The organism is Lagierella sp., from assembly GCF_029983815.1.
Classification (GTDB): Bacteria; Bacillota; Clostridia; order Tissierellales; family Peptoniphilaceae; genus Mediannikoviicoccus.
In genome coordinates, this window is sequence record NZ_JASBYU010000002.1 from 38,220 (window position 1) to 57,466 (window position 19,247).

Consider the following 19,247-nt stretch of genomic DNA (forward strand, 5'->3'; position numbering starts at 1 on the left):
AATTATTTTAGGTGAGAAGATGAAAGATAGATTTGGAAGAGAGATTAACTATCTTAGAATCTCCATTACAGATAGATGCAATTTAAGGTGTAAGTATTGTATGCCGGAAAATGGTTTCTGTAAGGTGGATTCAAAGGAAGTTTTGACGATAGATGAATATTTAAAAATAGTTAAAGCCTTTAAAGAACTGGGAATTCAAAAGGTTAGGATTACCGGAGGGGAACCTCTTGTAAAAAGAGGTGTCGTCGACTTGATAAGGGGAATAAAAGAAATCGGCATCAAGGATATTGCCATGACCACAAACGGAATACTACTTGGGGATATGGCAAAGGAATTAAAAGGTGCTGGTCTTGACAGGGTGAACATCTCCTTGGATAGTTTAAACCCCACCAGGTATAGAGAGATTACCAGGGGCGGAGACTTGCAAAGGGTTTTAGAAAGTATAGAAATCTGTAAAAAGGTCGGTATAAAACCTATTAAAATAAATACTGTGGTACTTCGGTCCTTTAATTTAGACGAGTTTAGAAATTTTGTGGACCTGACTAAAAACGAGGATATCATAGTTAGATTTATAGAGCTTATGCCAATAGGCGAGGCCATTCAATATAGGGACAACTTCGTATCCAATGAGGAACTGATTAAACTCTGTGGCAATCTTGTGCCTGTTGAGACCAAAAAGGCATCTGGTCCTGCAAAGTACTATAGGATTGAGGGCTATAGGGGAAAGGTTGGATTTATCAATCCAATATCCTGTAATTTTTGCAAAAATTGTAATAGGCTTAGATTGACTGTCAAGGGTAAAATAGTGCTATGTCTTCATTCAAACAAGACCATCGACATCAAAACCCCCTTAAGACAAAATAGGGATATTAAAGAGGTAATTTTAAAGGCGATTGCAGAAAAACCGGAGCATCATTCCCTGATAAAGGGTGAGTATAATAAAACGGATATGAATGAAATTGGAGGCTAAATGGATTTAACTCATATAAATAGCCAAGGTAGAGCTAAGATGGTGGATATATCTGAAAAAGAGGATAGTCTACGAATAGCTACAGCCAAGGCAACTATAAGGATGAAAAGTGAAACTTTAGATAGAATAAAATCTGGCGGCATTAAAAAGGGGGATGTTTTAGCAGTTGCTCAAGTTGCGGGTATAATGGGAGCAAAAAACACCTCCTCCACTATACCTATGTGCCACAATATACTACTTTCTGGAGTGGATATCGAGTTTGAGACAAAAAAAGACTCTATAGATATTTACTGTACAGTTAAGACCAAGGGGAAAACAGGGGTAGAGATGGAGGCCCTAGTAGGTTGTAGCAACGCTGCTTTGACAGTTTACGATATGTGTAAGGCCATAGACAGAGCTATGGTAATTGAGGAAGTGAAACTTATGGAAAAGAAAGGTGGAAAGTCCGGCCACTTTATAAGGGAAAATAAAATAGGAGAAGTGGTAGATGTGAACATCTCCTTAAAAAAAGGGGTCATAAAGACTCCGGTTGAAGTGGGAAATCTAATTGAAGACTTTGGACTTGAAAATGACGCCCATGGTGGCAATTGGCATAGACAGATAAGTCTTCTTGCAGAAGAGAGCATTGAGAAAATGAGAAAGATGGGTTTTCCAGAGTTAAAGGACGGAGACTTTGCGGAAAATATCACTACAAGGGGGTTGGTTTTACACGAACTTCCTGTGGGAACTAAGTTTTCCATTGGAGATACTCTTTTGGAAGTGACTCAAATAGGAAAAAAATGTCACAAAGGTTGTGCTATTAAAGAGAAGGTTGGAAGCTGTATAATGCCAACAGAAGGGATTTTTGCCAAGGTGCTTAAGGGCGGACCTATAAAGAAGGGCGATGAAATCAAGGTTTTAGAGTAAAGGAGAAGAAATGTATTCTAAGATATACACCTGTTTTCTAGAAGGTTTACAGGGTTATAAGGTGGAAGTTGAAGCGGACATTGCAAGGGGCCTACAGGCCTTTAATATAGTTGGATTGGCAGATGTTTCCATAAAGGAGGCCAAGGAGAGGGTTAGATCAGCTATTACAAACTCTGGATTTAAATTCCCGTTAGGCAGAATTACCATAAATTTAGCCCCAGCAAATTTAAAAAAAGAGGGTTCACAACTGGATATTTCTATAGGGGTTGCAATCTTGACGGCCCATGGTACAGTCATAAAAGAACCAGGGGAAGACATAGCATTTATTGGAGAACTTTCCCTAGATGGAAGGCTGATGGCGGTTGACGGCGCCCTGCCAATGGTCATCTCCCTAAAGGAGATGGGTTTTAAAAGGGTGGTCGTTCCCGAAGACAACAAAGAAGAGTGTTCCTTAGTAAAGGGTATCGATATAATCCCTGTTGAAAACCTCAGTCAATTGGTGGACTATTTAAATGAGAAAGTAAAGATTGAACCTTTCAATGACGATGTATTCAAAGACTATCATCGTGAGGATAACTATGAAATAGATTTTTCTGAAATAAAGGGACAGAGCAATTTAAAAAGGGCTATGGAAATCGCTGCAGCTGGAGAGCATAATCTGCTGATGATTGGACCTCCAGGGGCAGGAAAGACCATGGCGGCCATGAGGCTTCCTACGATTTTACCACCCCTTGATTTCGATGAATCCATGGAATGTACCAAGATCTATTCTGTAAGTGGAGAGTTGAAGGAAAACAAACTCATAACCAAAAGGCCCTTTAGAGCGCCTCATCATACCAGTTCCTCCGTTTCCATTATAGGAGGAGGTAGAATACCAAAGCCAGGGGAGATTTCCCTAGCCCATAACGGAGCGTTATTTTTAGATGAGTTGCCAGAATTTCCAAAGTCTACAATAGAAGTTCTACGCCAACCTCTGGAGGAAAAGACAATTACTATATCCAGGGCTAATGCAACACTTACCTACCCTGCAAACTTTCTCTTCGTGGCAGGGGCAAATCCCTGTCCCTGCGGATATTACGGATCGGAAGACCATGAGTGTAACTGTTCCGCATTTCAAATTCAAAGATACTTAGGTAAGATCTCAAGGCCAATTCTTGATAGAATCGACATACATGTAGATGTAAAACCTGTAAAGTTAAAGGACTTAAGAGATAATACAAAGGAAGAAAGCTCCAGTGAAATAAGAAAAAGAGTGGTTGCCGCAAGGAAAATGCAAAAAGAGAGATTTGACAAAGAAAAGATAAAGACCAACGGGCAGATGAACAATAGACTGATAAAAAAATATGTAAAATTAGATGAAAATCTAGACAATTTATTAGAATCCGCCTATGAAAAGTATAAATTCTCTGCAAGAAGCATCAATAAGATACTAAAACTATGTAGAACAATTGCGGATTTGGACAATAGCCAGGAGATTTTAGAAAAACATCTTCTAGAAGCTATAAGGTTTAGAACGGTGGATACAAAGTATTGGGGATAGAAAAAGTCGGGAGGTGCGTGTATCGTCCGATTTTTATGAGAAAAGATATTAATATTTTGCCTAGGTAATGAAGACAAAGTAAAAAAAGCTAAAGAAAATTTCAAAAAAGCTTGAAAAAGAGAAATCTAAAGGGTACTCTATAATCTTAAATAAACCCCCTTATAAAAGCCTAAAATCAGGCCTTTATAAGGGTTTTTTTTAATTTAAAAGTAAAATCTCTTATATAAAAAGGCAAAGTTTGACTTTTTCAATAACTAGAGCGATAGTAATTTAGGTTTTCCTGTTAAAAATGAATTTTATATAATTTAATTGGACGACCTTTAGTATTGTTGCTCTTTTCTGATGTTATGGTTGCATAACCGCTTTGTACTAAATTCTGTAGTATTCTATTGGCATTCCTCTTTCCTGTATCAAAATGGACAGCAATAAGTGAGGATGTCAGTGTCTTGCTATTGTTAGCTTCCGTAAGTGCTATAAGTTTCTGAATGGTATTGGTGGAAAGTTTAGATTCGTCTGCAATTTTTATTATATTTTCATCCATGGCATTTTCCACGACAATTCGATATTTGGAGTCTAAAGGTCCAATGAGATTTTTATTCTCATCTACAATAAAACTCTCTTTTCTATGAATTGCTTCCTTTCTTGCTATTTCCGAGTTTATTACAGCGTTTGAAAAATCTGTGCCTATACCATAAGCTATAGGGATGCTATGGCCTAATTCTCTTTCAAGTACAGAGGATATGATTGAGGATTTAAAATGATCCGTAATCTTTTCCAAGTTTTTATGGGTGACAATAAAGTCAACAAATTCTTTTTCGTTATCATAATTAAAATCAATTACCAAATTAGCCAAATATTTTTTTACAATATTTTCAACCTTCTTATTTTCTAGAGCAGACTTTGTTTCAATTCTAATTACAGCAGGGTAGTTGTTCTTCATTTTATCTAATTTTATTTCATATATGAGGTTGTCCAAAGTATCCATCAAATGTTCTTTAGAAGGTAAGGGATAGACAAATGGTATTCCGTACTCTTTTAAAGTTGGAATGATGCTACTAAATTGACAGATAATCATATCCACGGTTTTAAGCTTCCATAGATGAAGAATTTCCCTCTTAAGGTTTTCTTCGATTATAATGGTGTGATCCAAATCCAAGTTTTCAAACCAATTATTCATCTTTTCGTTTAATTTTTGATATTTATCTTTTTTAAGGAAACTTTCCACAGAAATATCTTCGCTTATAGGAATTAGAAAGTCGAAGAAGACTCTCTTTAAATCTATATTTCTATTTTCCATTAATAAATCTATGATTGTTCTGTAGACATCGGAAAGACTCAGCTGGAAAGTCTCAATAGGTTTAAGTACTTTTATTTGATTTTTTAAAATTGCTTGCTTTGCTATTTTTCCAGTAACTAAAAATCCGTCATAGTATTTTGCGTTTTCGTTGTAAATTTGAGAGATATGACTGAAATTTTCGTAGACTTGGATGTTGAATTCTAAGGAGCTATTAAATTCCTTGAAAAAATTTTCCAAATACTTCTTTAAATATTCGCTTGATATTATCATAATCTTTGTTTTCATAATAACCACCTAATCAAATTTTAATGTAATAGAGTTCAAAAATCAAGAAAAAAGTATTGACAAAGTTAGAATAAAGTAGTATTCTCATTTACATAGAATACCATTAATGTTCCTTAAATAAAGGAAATCGTATTTTAATATACCATAAATAAAAAATCAAGGAGGAAAGAATGAATTATTTAGAAAGGTCAAAAGAACTATTTGACGAAACTGTTGAGATTAGAAGGCAACTTCATTCAAATCCAGAAGCTGGGTTAGAATTACCTAAGACGAAGGAGTTTGTAAGATCAAAACTTGAAAGCTTCGGTTATGATGTTAAAGAATGTGGAGAAGGTCTTACTACGACAGTAGGAAGTGGTGGCAAAGTAATTTTATTGAGAGCAGATATGGATGCACTGCCCATGGAGGAAGAAAGTGGTTTAGAATTTGCTTCTAACAACAAAGGCGTTGCTCACGCTTGTGGACATGATCTGCATACGGCATCACTTTTAATGGCGGCAAAGATGTTAAAGGAAAATGAAGATGAATTACAGGGAACAGTTAAATTTATGTTTCAGCCTGCAGAAGAAATTTTCTTGGGAAGTAAGAATATGGTGGAAAATGGGATTTTAGAAAATCCAAAAGTTGATGCTGCTCTAGGGTTTCATGTGGCACCTGGGCAACTTCCAATTAACTTAATAGCATATAACAATACTGGAACTATGATGTATTCCAGTGACAATTTTAGAATAAACATTAAAGGCAAGGGTTCCCATGGAGCATATCCTCATCTTGCTATAGATCCTATCAACATAGGGGTAAGTATATATCAAGGACTTCAAGAACTAATTGCAAGAGAAGTGGACCCTTCTCATGAAAACGTTCTAACGATTGGTAAATTCCAGGCGGGAACTGCTTTAAATGTAATACCAGAATCTGCAACATTAGAAGGAACTATTCGTTGTAACACCAAGGAGTCCAGAGAAATATTGGTAAAAAGATTGAAGGAAGTTGTAGAAAAAATGGCGGATGTTTATAATGGGCAAGCTTCTGTTGAAATTTTAGCAGATGTACCACCGTTGATTAACAACAAAGAGTTAACCGAAGAAATGGTAGGGTATATCAAAGAATTAAATCCAGAAGTTACTATGTATGAGGGGCTATCAGCAAGTGCATCTGAAGATTTTGCTGTAATCTGCGACCTTGTACCAAGTACTTTCATATACGTTTCAGCAGGATTTACTGATGATAGAGGACAATATTCAGCTCATAACCCAAAGGTACAATTCAATGAAGAATCACTTATATATTCATCAGCTTATTTTGCACAATTGGCAACTAAGTGGCTTGAAAATAATAAATAGGAGGAAATTATGAATTCACAACCGGTGATTGCACTTACCAAAAGACAAAAAGTTAGTGTTTCCATAGGAAGCATCTTTCTAATCTTTTCCCTTGCGATGTTTGGTCTAAGCCTTAATACATTGCAAGGACCTATGTTAGAACAAATCGATGCAATGAGTTACTTTTCCTTAGTATCTCTTGTATCCCTCTTAGGATTGACCATTATGACGCCTATAGGGGGGAAATTGGGGGATTTGATAGGACGAAGAAACCTTGTGCTCTTTTCCGGAGTTACAAGTATAGTATGTGGTATAGGAATTGGATTTGCCAATACTTTAGTTCCATTCATACTATTTAGATTTTTATTGGGAACTGCCATTGGGGCCTTCGTTTCTGCTCCCTATATTTTGGCGAGAGAAATACATGAACCTGATGATGTGCCAAAAATGATGGGTTTACTTTCAAGTGGTATGGCTGTAGGTGGACTTCTAGGCAGCGTTATTGCAGGAGCTTTAATGGATTTTGGATTTTTGAGACTTGCTGTAACTTTTCCTGTGATTCCTCTTATTATAGGGGTTATCTTAATAACTTTTAATTTACCTAATAATAAGGCAAATAAGAAAGTAAAGTTGGATATAGCAGGAATAGCACTGATGACAATCTCCTTAAGTCTAATTTTAATTGCTTTAAATTATGCGCCTAAATATGGATTTAAAGATATAAAAATCCTAGGAGGTTTGATTATTGGAATAATAATAGCCATCCTATTTGTAAAAGTTGAAAAGAAAGTGGAAGAACCTCTTGTACCTTTAAGGCTTTTGAAGAACAGAAACTATGTCATCTTGCTTTGTATAGGGTTTATATGTTATTTTTATCTGAATGCTATGAACATATATGCTCCTCTAGTAACTATTAATGTGTTAGGCAAACCGAAATCTGTGGCAGGGCTGTTACAACTACCAAGGACTATTATTACCGTAATTTTACCAGTGTTGGCTGGGGCATGGGTTGCTAAAAAGAAAAGTAATCATAAAATTGCTATGATACTTGCAACGGCTTTAGTTGCAGTTCCTATGTTTATAATGTCTTTTACTTCTAAAGATACAAATATCATCTTATACATGATAATGCTTGGAATTACAGGTATTGCAGAAAGTTTTAGAGCCGTTTCAATTACAACTGTGGCTCAAACTTGTCTTGAACCAAAGGATTTAGGAATAGGAACATCCCTGGTAAACTTTATAAATACTTCTGCAAGTCTAGTTTCTGCAAGTATTTTTGGAATAGCCTATGACTTAAAAACCAGGACAAACCCAAATGATATAAGAAACATTTTAGCAGGATCTAATTCCGTATATTTAATAGCGGCAATTGTGAGCCTTATAGGACTTTTAATAGTACTATTTAGGACAAAGGGAATATTTCAGGAAAATGAGAATTAGTAAAAAGACTAGATATCCTTATAAAATATTGAATATTGTGCTAATAATTTAAATATAACAACCCCTTATAAAAGCCTAAAATCAGGGCTTTATAAGGGGTTTTGTGTTTTTGTAAATATAATTACATTTTAGGGAAAAAACAAATTTACTCCCAGTTCTGTTAGATTCTCCATCCAGGATTTATCTAAGTCCTTATCTGTTATTATTCCATCGACTTCATCAAAGTTACATACTCTAATCGTTGCGGTTTTGCCAAACTTGGTGTTGTCTGCTACACAAAAAACTCTTGAGGATGACTCCTTCATGGCCATCTTTATGTCAAATTGATCAAAACCGTAGTCCATTATACCGTTTTCTATGCTTATTCCGCTGGCGCTCATAAAGAAGATGTCAGGATGATACATTTTTATAAAATCAATGGCGGCTTGCCCATAGGTGTACAAGTCCTTATTGTCGAGCCTGCCAGATGCTAGTAGAATTTTTAATTTAGGATTTGTTGCAAAAATCTGTGCAATAGCTAGGGAATTGGTGATACAAGTTAGGTCTGTAAATTGTTTTGCTAAGGTCTTTGCAATTTCTATATTGGTTGTACTGTCGTCTAGTGCCACTAGGGCTCCTTCTTTTACAAAGTCTGCTGCTATGGATGCCAGATTTATTTTTTCATTAATATTTATTGTCTGCCTTGTATGGGCATCAAACTCTTGTATATTTTCAAAGATGGAAATGGCTCCTCCATAGACTCTTTTTAATTTGTTTTGGTTTTCCAGAGTTTCAAGATCTCTTCTTATGGTTTCAGGGGTAACGTTCAGTTTTCTAGATAGATTTTGTACTGTTATGCTCCCGTTTTTATTTATTGAAAGCATGATTTCTTTTAGTCGCTCATCTTTTAACATTGTTTTAGCCATTGGTTCACCTCTTTTTTCAATTATAACACAGATAAACAATGTTGGACTATCTTTGTTTGGCTTTGAAATTCTTTACTTATTTTTTACGACAATATAATTACTACTTAACAGTAGCTGAGTATGATTAGGGTGAAAGCAAAGAAAAACAAAAATAAAACAACATAAACAAAAATTAACAACTGAAATCGACAGGAGGCTATATGAGTAAGATTTCTTTAAGAAATATCTATAAAAGGTATGACAATAGCCCCGTTAGTGCTGTAACTGACTTTAATTTAGAGATTGAGGATAAGGAATTTATCGTATTTGTAGGGCCGAGTGGTTGTGGAAAATCGACAACTCTACGTATGATTGCTGGCCTGGAGGACATCTCTGAAGGGGAACTATTGATCGACGGAAAGAAGATGAACGATGTTGCGCCAAAGGACAGGGGCACAGCTATGGTTTTTCAAAACTACGCTTTATATCCACATCTAAATGTCTATGACAATATTGGATTTGGGTTAAAAATTCGTGGTGTGGATAAGGACAAGAGGGATAAAAGCATTAAAAAGACAGCTGATATGCTAAGTTTAACGCCTTATCTTAAAAGAAAGCCTGTGGAATTATCTGGTGGTCAACGTCAAAGGGTTGCTTTAGGAAGGGCAATTGTTAGGGAGGCGGAAATATTTTTAATGGATGAACCCCTTTCTAATCTGGATGCCAAGCTTAGAATTCATATGAGAGAAGAACTGGTTCAGCTTCAAAGAGACTTAGGGTCAACTGTGATCTATGTAACCCATGATCAAACTGAAGCAATGACAATGGCAACAAGGATTGTCTGCCTGAAAGATGGTGTGATTCAACAGGTGGGAACTCCGGAGGAGCTGTATTCAAACCCTAGCAATATGTTTGTTGGTGGATTTTTAGGGTCGCCACCTATGAATTTTATTGAAGGAAAGATCGACAAAGGTAAGTTCTATAACAATTCTGGTAAATTTATCCATGACATTCCAAGGATTAGCAATAGAAGAGCTGTGCTTGGTATTAGACCAGAGGGAATTAAGTTATCCAATGAGGAGAATGCTTTAAAGATGGATGTAAAGTTGGTAGAGCTACTTGGAGCTGACTACCATATCCATGGTAATTTGGATAAAGATAAGATTACAGTTAGAACAAAAGCAGATCCTTCCATAAAGGAAATGTCGGAGCTTTATATAACTTTTGAAAAGGAAAGTATTTTATTGTTCGAGCCAGAAACTGAGAAAAGAATTTTCTGGGAGGCTTAGATGGATAGAACTGAGGAATTAAAAAAATTTAAGCAAAAAGATAAGTCAAAAAGATTATACGGGGCGAAAGACCTTAATTTGCCAAGTTTTTTGATATATATTTTACTTCCACTTCTGCCCCTATTAATCTTTTGGTTTATTCCAATGATTGTTTCACTTCTACTGAGTTTTACAGATTGGGACTATATAAGTCCAAAATTTAATGTGGTTGGGATAAGCAATTATACGGATATTTTGCAAAGTGGTGCATTTTGGCAAGCCTTTAAAAACACGATTTTATTTGGACTTGGGACAGTGCTTCCGACTTTAATCATAGGCTTTTTAATGGCTTTGCTGATTGAAAAAATTAGACGAGGAAAGGAAATATTTCAAGGATTATTATTTGCGCCTTGGATAACTCCAATGGTTGCAATGAGTATTGTTTGGAGCTGGATGTTTAGGCCGGAGGTTGGGTTGATAAACTACTGTTTAAGCTTTTTAGGGATTGAAGGACCGAACTGGTTGATGGACTCTAAAACGGCTCTAATAGCTGTGATGATAGTCACCGTGTGGAAAACAGCTGGATGGGCAATGCTTTACTATGCCGATGCAATAAGTAAAATACCTAAGGATTTGTTTGAGGTTGGGGATTTGGAAGGTGCTACATTTTTCCAAAGAATAAGATATATTTACTTGCCTATGACGATGAAGACAACTTTATTCCTCGGGATAATAAGTTTAATCAACTCCATTCAGGCCTATGACCAAATCTCGGTATTGACTGGAGGGGGTCCAGCTGGATCCACAAGAACATTGCTATATCTATTTTACCAAATGGCCTTTGAACAATTTAACATGGGTAAGGCGACTACTGTTGCAATGATTATGGTTATTATCACGGGCATTTTGGCAAGTGGAATGTTCTATGTACAAAAGAGACTTAGTAGATAGGAGGAGAAATGGCTAAGACAAGGAAGTTTTTTAATATTGTAATTCTAATATTTGTAAGTATATTGACATTTTTTCCTTTATTATGGATGTTTTCAAACTCCTTTAAAACTGCGAAAAAAATAATTAGACAACCTTTGAACCTTCTTCCTGAATTTACAGATTTTAGAAATTTCATAGGGGCATTAAAGCAAGCTCCCTTTGATCTATATATTATAAATAGCGTTGTAACAGCAGTGGCAATAGTAGTTTTACAGCTTTTAATAGGAATATTGATGGGCTATGGCCTTAGTAGATTCAAGTTTAAAGGTAAAAAGTTCTTATTTGGAGCAATACTTTTAACATACATGCTTCCATCTGCCGCAACATATGTACCAAGTTATGTAATCCTTGCAAAGATGAATCTTATTGACACTTTGCCAGGGATAATCATATCCAACGCCGCCAGCGTTTTTACAATCTACATGGTGTATCAGACTTTTTCTTCGGTACCAAAGGAGATGATTGAAGCGGCGGAGATGGACGGGGCCAACAACTGGCAGATCCTGTGGAAGGTAATGGTTCCATTATCCAAGTCCACAATTTTGACAACGGCGTTGATACAATTTGTTGCAATGTACAACAACTATATGTGGCCGTCGCTTATAACTAATAGTAAAAAGAATTACCTTATCAGCGTAGGATTAAATATCTTCTTTAATTCAAGAGGAAATTTTGCACAAAATTTGCCTATGCTGATGGCCGCTAATGCAATTTCGGTACTACCTCTTTTAATTCTGTTTTTAGTACTTCAAAGGTGGTTTATCGAAGGTATAAGCGATAGTGGTGTAAAAGGATAATTTTAATAAAGAGCAATAATAATAAAACTAGGAGGACAAGATGAAAAAATTAAAAAGAGCAATCATCATTATACTATGTGGGATTTTGATGCTAACTGGTTGCTCAGAATCGGCAAAACAAGCACAAAATGAAAGTAGTGAAAGCTCACAATCGGCTTCAGGAGATGAAGGTGGAAACAAACCTGTGGAAATTCAGTTTTGGTATGGACTAGGATCTGTTGCAGGGGAAACCATGGAAGGAATAATTTCTGATTTCAACAAATCCCAAGACAAGGTAAAGGTGACTGGGGTACAACAGGCGGACTATAGCGAAACCTATCAAAAGGTTCAAGCTGCAATTGCGGCTAATCAACCACCGGCTGTATTTATAGGAAGTAAGATTTCAGAAATGGCAGAAGCTGGCATTTTAGCGGATTTAACTCCCTATATGGACGATAGAACTCCAGTAGAGGACTATCTTGAAGTATTTATGAAACCTGCTCAAATAGACGGAAAGGTATACGCTTTTCCTGCCTATGGTACCACTCAAGTTATGTACTATAGAAAGGATTTGATGGAAAAAGCTGGCATTAATCCAGAGGAAGCTTACTCTTCTTGGGAAAAGGTAGCGGAAGCTTCCAAGAAGATGAAAGAACAAGGTATAACAGAATATGGACACCTTCCAATGTGGGGACCAGATAACTTGATTGATATAGCTTTAAGTAATGGCGGAACAATTCTTAGTGAAGATGGAAAGACTGTTACTATTAACTCTCCAGAATGGGTAGAGTCTTGGGACTTTATTAGAAAACAAATATTTGAGGAAAAGACAGCTAAAATAGAATCAGGTGGACAAGGTTGGGAATATTGGTACAGGACTATTGACAATGTAATGAATGGACAAGCCATGGGTTATACTGGTTCTTCAGGTGATAAGGGGGATTTGGATTTTAAAATAATTGACTCTGCACCTCAACCTGGACTAAATGGTAAACCTGGAAAGCCACAGGCTGGAGGACATAGTCTACTTGTTCCAGCAGCGGCATCAAAGGAACAACAGGAAGCGGCATATGAGTGGATTGCATATTTCACAAGCCCTGAAGTGTCTGCAAAATGGTCTATGAAAATAGGATATATTCCAGTTAGGAAAAGTGCTATGGACATTGATGAATACAAAGCTTTTATAAAGGAAAATCCATATGCATCTGTTCCATATGAACAGGCTCTAACAGCGACACCAGTTTTTGTGGATCCTACTGAAGGACAGATTACAGATGCTTTAAACATTGCGGCGGATAAGGTAGAATTACAAAATGTATCTGCAAAGGAAGCATTAGATGAAGCTCAAAAGGTTGCACAAAAGGCTCTAGACGAAGCTTTGAAGAAATAAGACTATACTACAAATATTTCAAGAAGGTTTTATAAAAGTAAGCACTCAAATAATTGAGTGCTTTACTGATTGAAGGGATTAAAGGATAAATATGATAGAGGAAAATAAAACAAAAAGTTTTTTACAAGTTAAATTGAAGAAAACCCATGGAAAAATTGAATTCAAAGTTGATAAGGACATTGACTCTCTAAAGTTAACTTGGAATGATAACCACCAATTTTTTATTGCATATCTATTTGGACCAGATAAAAAGCTATATGGACAATTGGTTACTGTTGCAAAAGAAGGCTATAGAACTATTTCTATTTATGAAAAATACACTTCTCCATGTTGCAAAAGTTTGGAAAGGGTCGAAGATTTTATAGGAGACTGGACATTAGAATATGTGGCAATAGGTGAAAACAAGAATCTAATAATACAATTAAATATTGAAGAATATTGTCCTAAAGAAGAGGGGAGTCTCTCAGAGGATAATTTTATTTGTTTGACCAACAATTCCCATAACAATGAAGATACAGAGAAATCTTGGTTTGCAGGGGATTTTCATACCCATACAATCTATTCTGATGGGAAGATGACTAGGGAAGAGAATAATGAAATTGCAAAAGAACAAGGTCTAAACTTCTTTGTTCCTACGGACCACAATATTTATCACTATACTTGGCCTAAGACAAAGAATCTTAAAGTCTATCCAGGAACTGAAATAACTTCCAGTCTTGGACATATAAATCTACTGTTTTGTGAAAAAAATCCATTTGAAACCCATTCAATAATGGAAATAGAAGATGAAAACACCCTAGTTAAAATAATTGACAAGGCCCTGGACTATTCACTAGTTTCCATAAATCATCCATTTATGCCACCTTGGGATTTTAATTCGAGAAATTTTCCGCTGGATAAAGTTAGGATAATGGAAATAATTAACGATCCAACCTATAAGACATCAAAAGAAGCAACAGAAAGAGCATTAAAAGCATGGAATATCTTATTAAATGAGGGCTATCAAGTGGTTGGCGTTGGAGGGAGTGACTCCCACTTAGGGCTTGATGAGAGATATGAAAATTCTATGTATCCTTCTATTTTAGGAGATCCAAAAACCTTCTTATATTCTAAGAGAAATGATTTTTACGACTTGAGAAACGCTTTAAAAAGTGGAGATGTAATTGTGTCAAGAAAGGATTTTATAGACCTTCAATTAAATGGAATTTCAAGGCACAATGAGAACTTTACTGGAGAAATAGAACTAGTTGCCACATTGAAAGAAAGGGAATATAGAGAAAAAGCTTTACATTTTAACTGGGTTTTAGATGGCGAGACCTTAAAGAAAGAAGAAGGTATAAAGTCGAGCTTTAGTATAGATATGGACTCTAACTTTCACTGGGTACGGCTTGACATTGTAGATGAAGAAGATAATCTTTATGGATTTACAAATCCCATCTATTTTAATAAATATATGGAAAATCCTTCTATTAAAACCTGGGGTCAGCTAATGGAGAAATTGGGAAATGAAGATTAGGGGCGTAATATTTGACAAAGATGGCACTCTTATAGAATTTTCTGACTTGTGGCGCAGTGGTTTGGAGGAGTTTTTTGAGAAAAATTTCATACAGGATGATTTAAAGAGAGAGATAAGAAGAAAAGTCGGTATAAAAAGTGATTGCACAATTGAAGAAAATAGCATCCTAGCTTCAGGAACCATGGATGATTTGGTTTCTGTAATTAGTCAATACGTATCATTGGACAAGGGAAAACTTTATAAAAAAATTAGTGACCATTATTTAAGCTATATGAAAAGACATCCAGACATGATAAAGGAAACTTGTGATTTAAGAATTCTCTTTGAAAAGTTAAAGGAACTTGGAATTAAAATTGGAGTAATAACTGCAGATGACTATGTTCAAGCGAAGCTTTGTCTGGAGATTTTAGGAATTGAAAACCATATAGGTTTTTTGGCTACGGGGGATAGATATTTAAATAAACCTAATACTCAGTCCTTAGATGCCTTTTGTGAAAAGTTTTCTCTAAATAGAAGGGAAGTTGCAATTGTGGGAGATTCTGAAATAGATATGTTGCTTGGCAAAAAGGCAGGATTGGCCATTGGAGTTTTGTCGGGAGTTGGAACAAAGGACATGCTAACAAAATCTGCGGACATCTTGGTGAAGTCTCCTTGTGAAGTCATATCCTCAATAAATTCTAACCTGATGTGAGGCTATCAATAATAATTTTTGTTTTGGGGTATCATACCAATACGGAGAAAAATAGCACAGGAGGATTAACATGTATTGGGAAAGTAAGTTGGCAAAGGCTCTGGAACATCTGGATAATCCAAAGAATGAACATGAAGTAAGGGACTTGTTTGCATCTTTGGAAAGTGACGCCATAGTTGTTGACGAGGAGAATGGCACTGAACTTGAACGGGTCTATCTAATGTTAAAAGAGATAGGGGAAGAAAAGATTGCTGATGAATTTATATATCCTGAGTACATAAAGGAAAGGGAAAGGTTAGAAAAAGGGATTGGATTGTAGAAAATAGGGTAATTATAAGGGCGTTGGGTATAAAATAGTAAACCTGATGCCTTTTATAAAGTAAATCAGTAGTAGAATTTAGTATTGGTTAATAAGATTTAAGGTAAAGGATTAAGAGAAAAGGAAAGGGGATGAAGTACATGAATAACGATTTCAAAGACATAATATTTAACAGACATTCAGTAAAGGTTTTTGACAAGGATTTTAAAATTCCAAGGGATGAAATGTTAGAGATGATAAAGGAAGCGACAACGGCTCCTTCTTCTGTAAATATGCAGCCATGGAGGTTTGTAATTGTGGAATCAGAGGAAGGAAAAGAAAAGTTGCGACCTCTAATTAGATTTAACACTAGACAAAATGATACATCTTCCGCAATGGTGGTAATATTTGGAGACATGAAATGCTATGAAAGAGCAGAGGAGATTTATGGTTCTGCCGTTAGAGAAGGCGTTATGCCAGAAGATGTTAAAAAGGAACTTATGGACTTCTTTATGCCTGCCTATATGGGTGCATCTAGAGATAAGATGAACGATATTGTAAAAATTGACTGTAGTCTTATGGCGATGCAATTTATGTTAGTGGCAAGGGCCCATGGTTATGAAACCAATGCCATTGGAGGCTTTGAAGAGGATTTAATAGGAGAAGCCCTTGACCTGGATCCAGAAAGATATGTTCCAGTGTTGATAGTGGCTATAGGTAAAGCTGATTATGAGCCTCATAAGTCAGTGAGAATAGCGCCAGAAGATGTATCTATGTTTAAGTAAATATTTTTAAATGGAGTCGGTACATTGTATCGGCTCTTTTTCTTTGGAATTACTAATAAGTTGTGAATAACAAGTGAAATTTTCTTGCTTTTGCGATATACTGTTTTCTAGAAACTTATAGGAAAAACAAATAGAAAGGCGGAGGAGTATTTATGAAAATATTAAAAAAATTAACTGTGTTTCTTGTTTTTACCATATGTTTATCTAGTGTTTCTCTTGCTAAGGGAAATGTGATTAGATATTCAGGTAAGAACAGAGAAGAAGTTGCAGTAAAGGTATCCAAGGAAGAATTTAGCGCTGCAAAATCGGCTATACTGGTAAACTCTAGAGCTTTTCCAGATGCTCTAAGTGCTAGTATCGTAAGTCAGGGACAGATGCCCATCTTGTTTTCTAGTGCAAAATCATTAGATTCTAAAACTAGAGATAGACTTGAGGATTTTGATGAGGTCATTATTCTTGGAGGTAAAGACTCGGTTTCGGTGGAATTGGAAAAGAGCCTAAAGAATAATAAGGTAAGAAGAATTGCCGGTAAAGACAGGTATGAAACGAACTTAAAGGCCATTGAAGAAAAGTATACTAGTCTTGATGAGTTGGTTGTTGCTACTGGACTGGTTCATGCTGACGCTCTCTATGGAATAAGTTATGCTAATAAGGTTTCTTCACCTATACTACTTGTCAAGGATGATATTGAAAAGGCAAAGGGACTTATAGGAAATTTAAAGGTTAAGAATTTTACTTTAATTGGAGGAAGTAGATATTTGCCTGATTCTATAGAAGAGTCATTAAAGAAACTTGGAAATGTTAAAAGAATAGCTGGCAAGGATAGATATGAAGGGTCAATAAAAGTTTTAGAAGAAGTCTATGGAAGTAACCTTAAGGAAATTTTAGTTGCTAATGGAGATAATTTTGCCGATCCTCTAGTAGCGGGCCCTGTAAGCATTAAAAGAAATGCTCCCATTGTACTTACTAGGGACGGGGACAATAGTAATCTTGAAAATCTAATTTCTGATTCTTCAGTTGAAACAATAATAATATTTGGTGGAAGGGATTCTGTTTCTAGCAGTCTTGAGGAAAAACTTCAAAGGCTTATGGAAGAAGATTCTTCAAACAAAATTCCTGTAAATTCTGAAAAAGATAGCTTAAAAAAGGAATTAAATGAACTTATTTCAAAAGCTAAGAATGCATTGAAAGAAAAATATTCGCCTTCATCTTTAGAAAACTTAGAAATGGTTCTTAAAGAAGTAGAAGCTGACAGAGATAAAAATTCTTTAAATAATTTATCTAAAAACATAGAAAAACTCAAAGATGCATTGAATAAACTTGATAAGGCTGTAGAATTTGGAGATGAAAATGTTAAAGAGTTTTTATTAGACTACTTTAAATCCTATGACGGAAATGATGTTTTTGAATATGACATGAATGAATATGGGTTTAAACTTTCTGACAAATCCTTTAGAAAAGACTCAAACTCCAAGGAAATATATGAAAGTGAAATGAAACTCATTACTGATTTACGACTTATAATCTATGATGAGGATTTTAATTGGATGGATATTAAAAGTATTAAGGGAATTGAAACTGCCACCAATTTAGAAAACTTAACTATTTCATCTAATGCAGTTGATTCTTCAAATGCGGTTTCAGACATAAGTGATTTGAAGAATTTGAAGAAGCTTAAAAATCTAAGACTTGCCCACAACGCCATTGTAGACATGAGTCCATTAGGAGAACTTGATAATCTTGAAAAATTATATATTTCACACAATCAAATAGAGGATATCTCAACAGTTACCAAACTTCCTAAGCTGAAAGTCTTGGATATTTCTGTAAATAAGATTGAAGATATCTCCCCTGTGAAAGTATTGAAAAACTTAGAGGAACTAGATGGAATTAGAAACAATATTAAAGATATCTCTCCAGTAAAAGATCTTGTTAAATTAGAGAGATTGGCAATGGCTGAAAATAAAATTGTAGATTTATCTCCTTTGAGAAATTTAACTGACTTAACTTATCTAAATCTTTATCAAAATGATATTCAGTCTTTTAAAGACTTAGAAGGACTTGAGAAATTAGAAACTTTGGATTTAAGAAAAAACAATGGAAAAGATTTTGATGTATCAAAGCTGGTAAACCTACAGGATCTAAATATTAATGACAATCCAGAATTAAAACTTACTGGTGGTGAAAAATTAATTAATTTAACTTCGTTACAATTAAAAAATACAGGACTTGATGATATATCGTTTATAAGTCCATTGACAAAGTTAGAGTTTTTGGATATCTCTAACAACAAGATAGAGGATATATCTATGCTAAAGGATTTAACTAAAATTTATGCACTGAACATCTCAGAAAATAAAGTTAAGGATATTAGCGTAATTGAAAAAATGAATTTGGATAGATTTTATTTTAATGCTAACCAGGTATCAGATTTAAATCCACTTAAAGGAAAAGAAATGTATGCAATTGAAGGAAACAATCAAGTTATATCGGGTTACGAAGTAAAAATTGATGGTTTAGAAACAATAGTGGACAGTCCTTTTAAAGGTCTAGACACATTGGCAAAGGGTGAAAGTATTACAGTTGAAACGGAAATTGAAGGACTAATTGCACAATATAATCCTGAAACGGATAAACTTGTATTTAAAACAGATGAAAAATTTAATAACAATAAGAGAGAAATTGATACAACTTTGACTTATAAAGTAGTAAAACATGGAGACTATTTCAATGAGGATTATATTTACAAGGTAGAAAATTTTAAAATAATAGTCGACTAGTGACAATGTCCCTTTGCCCAAAATGGTGAAGGGGTATTTTTAACTAAAAACTTTGTTCATTCATGCTCAAACACCAAATGTACCCTTTAATTGGACAAATATTAAC

General features: G+C 35.1%; 16 protein-coding genes and 1 pseudogene. 15 read left to right on the forward strand and 2 right to left on the reverse strand.

Annotated features, from left to right (window positions below):
* Positions 1-19: 19 nt before the first annotated feature.
* The 4 genes and pseudogenes from moaA to Q1K37_RS01435 all read left to right on the forward strand — a co-directional run bounded on the left by moaA (position 20) and on the right by Q1K37_RS01435 (position 3,416).
* Positions 20-970: a GTP 3',8-cyclase MoaA gene (moaA, locus tag Q1K37_RS01420; protein WP_300408650.1), complete on the forward strand. Its 951-nt coding sequence runs from the start codon at positions 20-22 to the stop codon at positions 968-970.
* Positions 971-1,423, forward strand: a pseudogene (moaC, locus tag Q1K37_RS01425) (cyclic pyranopterin monophosphate synthase MoaC); the annotation flags it as partial.
* An 18-nt stretch (positions 1,424-1,441) separates the two neighbouring features.
* Positions 1,442-1,876 carry an MOSC domain-containing protein gene (locus tag Q1K37_RS01430; protein ID WP_300408922.1) on the forward strand — a complete coding sequence of 145 codons (435 nt, stop codon included), beginning with the start codon at positions 1,442-1,444 and terminating at the stop codon, positions 1,874-1,876.
* A 10-nt stretch (positions 1,877-1,886) separates the two neighbouring features.
* Positions 1,887-3,416 (forward strand): YifB family Mg chelatase-like AAA ATPase, encoded by a 1,530-nt coding sequence (locus Q1K37_RS01435; RefSeq protein ID WP_300408652.1) that lies wholly within the window; start codon positions 1,887-1,889, stop codon positions 3,414-3,416.
* Positions 3,417-3,699: 283 nt separating this feature from the next.
* Here the strand turns inward: Q1K37_RS01435 and Q1K37_RS01440 are convergent, their stop codons facing one another.
* Positions 3,700-4,998 (reverse strand): hypothetical protein, encoded by a 1,299-nt coding sequence (locus tag Q1K37_RS01440; protein WP_300408654.1) that lies wholly within the window; start codon positions 4,996-4,998, stop codon positions 3,700-3,702.
* A 170-nt stretch (positions 4,999-5,168) separates the two neighbouring features.
* Between Q1K37_RS01440 and Q1K37_RS01445 the strand changes: the two genes are divergently transcribed.
* Both Q1K37_RS01445 and Q1K37_RS01450 read left to right on the forward strand, forming a co-directional pair.
* The gene (locus Q1K37_RS01445) at positions 5,169-6,341 is read left to right on the forward strand and encodes a M20 family metallopeptidase (RefSeq protein ID WP_300408656.1); all 1,173 of its coding nucleotides are present in this window, start codon (positions 5,169-5,171) and stop codon (positions 6,339-6,341) included.
* A 9-nt stretch (positions 6,342-6,350) separates the two neighbouring features.
* Positions 6,351-7,763, forward strand: a complete 1,413-nt coding sequence (locus tag Q1K37_RS01450) for an MFS transporter (protein WP_300408658.1) — start codon at positions 6,351-6,353, stop codon at positions 7,761-7,763.
* 128 nt (positions 7,764-7,891) lie between these two features.
* On the opposite strand, the gene Q1K37_RS01455 is transcribed toward Q1K37_RS01450, so the two are convergent.
* Positions 7,892-8,668 carry a DeoR/GlpR family DNA-binding transcription regulator gene (locus Q1K37_RS01455; protein WP_300408660.1) on the reverse strand — a complete coding sequence of 259 codons (777 nt, stop codon included), beginning with the start codon at positions 8,666-8,668 and terminating at the stop codon, positions 7,892-7,894.
* A gap of 200 nt (positions 8,669-8,868) precedes the next feature.
* On the opposite strand from Q1K37_RS01455, the gene ugpC reads away from it, so the two are divergent.
* The 9 genes from ugpC to Q1K37_RS01500 all read left to right on the forward strand — a co-directional run bounded on the left by ugpC (position 8,869) and on the right by Q1K37_RS01500 (position 19,141).
* The gene (gene ugpC, locus Q1K37_RS01460; RefSeq protein WP_300408662.1) at positions 8,869-9,936 is read left to right on the forward strand and encodes a sn-glycerol-3-phosphate ABC transporter ATP-binding protein UgpC; all 1,068 of its coding nucleotides are present in this window, start codon (positions 8,869-8,871) and stop codon (positions 9,934-9,936) included.
* Positions 9,937-10,866, forward strand: coding sequence for a sugar ABC transporter permease (locus tag Q1K37_RS01465; protein WP_300408664.1), 930 nt, complete (start codon positions 9,937-9,939; stop codon positions 10,864-10,866).
* Positions 10,867-10,874: 8 nt separating this feature from the next.
* Positions 10,875-11,702, forward strand: a complete 828-nt coding sequence (locus Q1K37_RS01470) for a carbohydrate ABC transporter permease (RefSeq protein WP_300408666.1) — start codon at positions 10,875-10,877, stop codon at positions 11,700-11,702.
* 40 nt (positions 11,703-11,742) lie between these two features.
* Positions 11,743-13,071: an ABC transporter substrate-binding protein gene (locus Q1K37_RS01475; protein WP_300408668.1), complete on the forward strand. Its 1,329-nt coding sequence runs from the start codon at positions 11,743-11,745 to the stop codon at positions 13,069-13,071.
* Positions 13,072-13,162: 91 nt separating this feature from the next.
* Entirely contained in the window at positions 13,163-14,587 is a 1,425-nt protein-coding gene (locus Q1K37_RS01480) for a CehA/McbA family metallohydrolase (RefSeq protein ID WP_300408670.1), read from the forward strand.
* Positions 14,577-15,278, forward strand: coding sequence for an HAD family hydrolase (locus tag Q1K37_RS01485; RefSeq protein WP_300408672.1), 702 nt, complete (start codon positions 14,577-14,579; stop codon positions 15,276-15,278). Before Q1K37_RS01480 ends, Q1K37_RS01485 begins: the two co-directional genes overlap by 11 nt.
* 70 nt (positions 15,279-15,348) lie before the next feature.
* Positions 15,349-15,597 carry a hypothetical protein gene (locus tag Q1K37_RS01490; protein WP_300408674.1) on the forward strand — a complete coding sequence of 83 codons (249 nt, stop codon included), beginning with the start codon at positions 15,349-15,351 and terminating at the stop codon, positions 15,595-15,597.
* Between the two features lie 131 nt (positions 15,598-15,728).
* Positions 15,729-16,361 (forward strand): nitroreductase family protein, encoded by a 633-nt coding sequence (locus tag Q1K37_RS01495; protein ID WP_300408676.1) that lies wholly within the window; start codon positions 15,729-15,731, stop codon positions 16,359-16,361.
* A 152-nt stretch (positions 16,362-16,513) separates the two neighbouring features.
* Positions 16,514-19,141: a cell wall-binding repeat-containing protein gene (locus Q1K37_RS01500; RefSeq protein ID WP_300408678.1), complete on the forward strand. Its 2,628-nt coding sequence runs from the start codon at positions 16,514-16,516 to the stop codon at positions 19,139-19,141.
* Positions 19,142-19,247 lie beyond the last annotated feature (106 nt).